The organism is Mesorhizobium sp. M7A.F.Ca.CA.003.01.2.1 (genome assembly GCF_003998945.1).
Taxonomy (GTDB): domain Bacteria; phylum Pseudomonadota; class Alphaproteobacteria; order Rhizobiales; family Rhizobiaceae; genus Mesorhizobium; species Mesorhizobium ciceri.
Genome location: NZ_RZRA01000729.1, coordinates 1 through 2,978 on the forward strand (window position 1 = coordinate 1; position 2,978 = coordinate 2,978).

4 protein-coding genes are annotated in these 2,978 nt (G+C 63.7%); 2 read left to right on the forward strand and 2 right to left on the reverse strand.

The window, feature by feature from the left end:
* A partial coding sequence (locus tag EN969_RS24495) for a hypothetical protein (protein ID WP_164758455.1) occupies window positions 1-302 on the forward strand: 302 nt, incomplete at its 5' end.
* Window positions 303-323: 21 nt separating this feature from the next.
* On the opposite strand, the gene EN969_RS24500 is transcribed toward EN969_RS24495, so the two are convergent.
* A complete protein-coding gene (locus EN969_RS24500; protein ID WP_063169639.1) occupies window positions 324-1,124 on the reverse strand; it encodes a helix-turn-helix transcriptional regulator in 801 nt (266 codons plus the stop codon).
* A 113-nt stretch (window positions 1,125-1,237) separates the two neighbouring features.
* Here EN969_RS24500 and EN969_RS24505 point away from each other — a divergent pair, with 113 nt between their 5' ends.
* Window positions 1,238-2,098 carry a hypothetical protein gene (locus tag EN969_RS24505; protein WP_063169638.1) on the forward strand — a complete coding sequence of 287 codons (861 nt, stop codon included), beginning with the start codon at window positions 1,238-1,240 and terminating at the stop codon, window positions 2,096-2,098.
* Between the two features lie 284 nt (window positions 2,099-2,382).
* Here EN969_RS24505 and EN969_RS24510 read toward each other — a convergent pair.
* Window positions 2,383-2,978 (reverse strand): hypothetical protein (locus EN969_RS24510; RefSeq protein ID WP_206525221.1); only part of this gene is annotated, 596 nt, incomplete at its 5' end.

Genomic DNA, 2,978 nt, shown 5'->3' on the forward strand with positions numbered 1-2,978 from the left:
CCAGCCCGCCGATCACGCCAGACCAGCATGCGCAATTGGCGGAGTTGGCGGCCGGCCCGGACTCGCCGGCAGGTCTTGGCGAGGCCCTGGCTGCAGTCGAGGCGACCAGGAAAATGCAGGACTGCCGGGCGCGTATGAACGAGACGGTCGGGCAGATGAAGACGATGGGCGCCGTCAATGGCGCGGTCGGCGTCGCCGGTCGCATGGCGGGTCCGGGGGGCAAGACAGCGGCAAAAATGGTGGCGGTCGGCACTGCCAGGGTCGTGCGCGGTAAGCTCAGCCACCAGATGCAATCGTGCTGAGACGATTGACGCGGTGCCTGGTCAGGCCGGCAGCGGCCGCTGTCCTTTCGCGGCGGCGGGCGTATCAGGCCTCGCCCCGGCATCTCGCGCGTGCGGCCCGATCGGCATGATTGCCGGAAATGGCGTCGCGCCAAAGGCAAACGTCCATTTGTAGCCGATCAGGCCATCCTCCGGCGTCGTGTGCTGGTCGTGATGGGCGAGCAGCTTGGCGCGGTCGGCGAGATCCTCCGCCTCGCGCCGCACCATTTCAGCCGTCTCCGGCCGCATCCGCCTGGAGAAGCTGACGAAGGTCGCTTCCTTGTCGATATGGGTGATGGCCCAGCCGATGAAATTCTTGTTGGTCATCTCGAACAGCGGCCTGAGCGGCCCTTCGAAGTTCCACTGGATCGGCGTCTCGACCAGCAGTCTCGCCGAGAGACCCCGTCCGAGCGCGATCAGGCCGAGTTCCTCGAGATCGCGCAGATAGAGGAACATCGAAGCCTCGCTCAGGCCTTGCGAGCGCATGATGCCTTCGGGCGTGAACTTTTCTGACAGCATGACGAAGATGAACAGCAGCGCCGGCCGGCTGGCGAGCTTGCGCTCGATCTCCGGCGCGATGTGGTTGACCGGCCCAGGCCCCCGGTTCATCGAGCCGAGCACGTTTTCCAGTTCGACACCGGCCGCAGCGCAAATCTCCATCAGCCGGTCGAGCTTGCAATTGCGCTCATGGAAGATACGCTTCACCGTCGGTTCGGAAACGCCCATGCGTTCGGCCAGCGCGCGATAGGTGACGCCCTTCGCCTTCAACGTCCGCTTCAGCGCCTGGAAGATCAGACCGTTCATTGGATGCACCTCTTGTCGCTAGTTTCGTATCGATATTCGATACTAGCGGCGTCAGGCCTTTCCGAAAAGTATCGAAAGCCATAGCTCTGCCTCGTCATCTCAGGAGAGCAGTCATGAACACCCTCATCACCTCAACCTTTATCGCCGTCATCGGCATTGCCGCAGTGCCCGCCGCGGAGGCCGGCGAACTCTGGCGCGCCACCGGGCTCGAACAGCCGGAATCGGCCCTGTTCGACGCCGCTGACAATCGCATCATCGTTTCCAACATATCAGGCAATCCCGGCGAGGCCGACGGCAACGGTTATCTCTCCGTGCTGTCGCTGGACGGCAAGACGGTCACCCAGCACTGGACCGACGGCATGGACGCACCCAAGGGCATGGCGATCTCGGGCGGCAAGCTCTATGTCGCCGACATCACGAAAGTCCGCGTCGTCGACCTCGCCAGCGGCAAGCTGGTCGCCAGCATCGCGGTGCCGAACGCGGTCTTCCTCAACGACATGACATCGGACCAATCCGGCAAGGTCTATGTCACCGACATGCTGGCCGACGCCATCTACCGCATCGATGGCGACCGGCCGGAGCTGTTCGTCAAGGACGGGGCATTGGCTTCACCCAACGGCATCTTCGCCGATGGCGGCCGATTGATCGTCGCCTCCTGGGGCAAGGGCATCAAGCCCGACTTCAGCACGACGGAGCTTGGCGGCCTGCTGTCGGTCGACATCGCCAGCAAGGTGGTTTCGCCCTTGCCGGCCGCCCAGAAATTCGCCGATCTCGACGGCGTCGTAGCCATCGGCGGCACCATCTATACCACCGCCTACATGACCGGCAAGCTCTACCGCCATCATGCGGGCGGCGCGCCGGAGGTGGTGGCGCAGTTCAAGCCGGGCAGCGCCGACATCGGCGCCGATGGCAAGTCGATCCTTTATGTGCCGTTGATGAACGAAGGCGAGGTTGTGGCGCTGAAGCTCGATTGAGAGCCATGATCGGCGCCTCAGGGCAGAGCTGCGAGACGTTCGCCAACGGCCGATGGACTGTCGTTAGTCGGCGAGGATCGTATTGTGGCCAATTAACGACGTCCCCGGATCGGCCCACCTTGTGCCAAGCGCCAATAGCCGACATTGCCGAGCAGATATTTTGATCTCGCCTTTGGGCCGGGAGCGGAACGTCCGGTTCGGGACGTGCTTGTGGCGAAGCTTCCGTCGCCACCGGTTCACCGCCGCCGGCGACCATACAGCGCGGAAGTCGCGTATCCCGATCGCTAGAGCACCCCGATACTGCGGAGCAAGGCTTGTAGTTCGGCCTCGACACCTGCCGCCCGCAGGACGGCATCCCGATTAATCCGGCGCGCCAGGTTGGCGCGCGTCATGGGCTTTTTGTATTCCGGCCATTCCTTTTCGAGCGCCTTAACCGCCCCCGGCGTATCGGGCGGGCGGTTGGCCGCCTTGCCCTCCAGATGGCGCAGCAGCATTGCCTCAAAGCAGGGCCGTTGCCAGAGAATCGTGATTCCGTTGTCGGCCGCGAGCTTGCGCGTTCGCTCGGCGCGCTGCGGATCGCGCTCGGCCTGGTCAAAATCCAAAAGCGCGAAGCGTTCCGCGGGCGCACGGCGTTTTCTCTGGAGCAGCTTCAGGCGCAGCACCGCCATCTCGATACGCGACAGCGGATCGCCGGTCCCCGGCCCCAATTCGTCAACGTGCAGGTGCACCGGCAAATTGGCATCGCGGATCAGATCTTGCAGAAAGCCGGCATAACCGACTTCTGACGCTCCCTCGCAGCCAATATAAACCGGACGGCGAAGCTCGATATATGGCGGGCGACGACGGCTCATCCGAGGTGTGGAACCCCGCCGTATGCACC

Excerpts from the sequence above, each read along its gene's own strand:
- EN969_RS24500 (WP_063169639.1), bottom strand. The coding sequence starts at position 1,124 with ATGAACGGTCTGATCTTCCAGGCGCTGAAGCGGACGTTGAAGGCGAAG.
- EN969_RS24505 (WP_063169638.1), top strand. The coding sequence starts at position 1,238 with ATGAACACCCTCATCACCTCAACCTTTATCGCCGTCATCGGCATTGCC.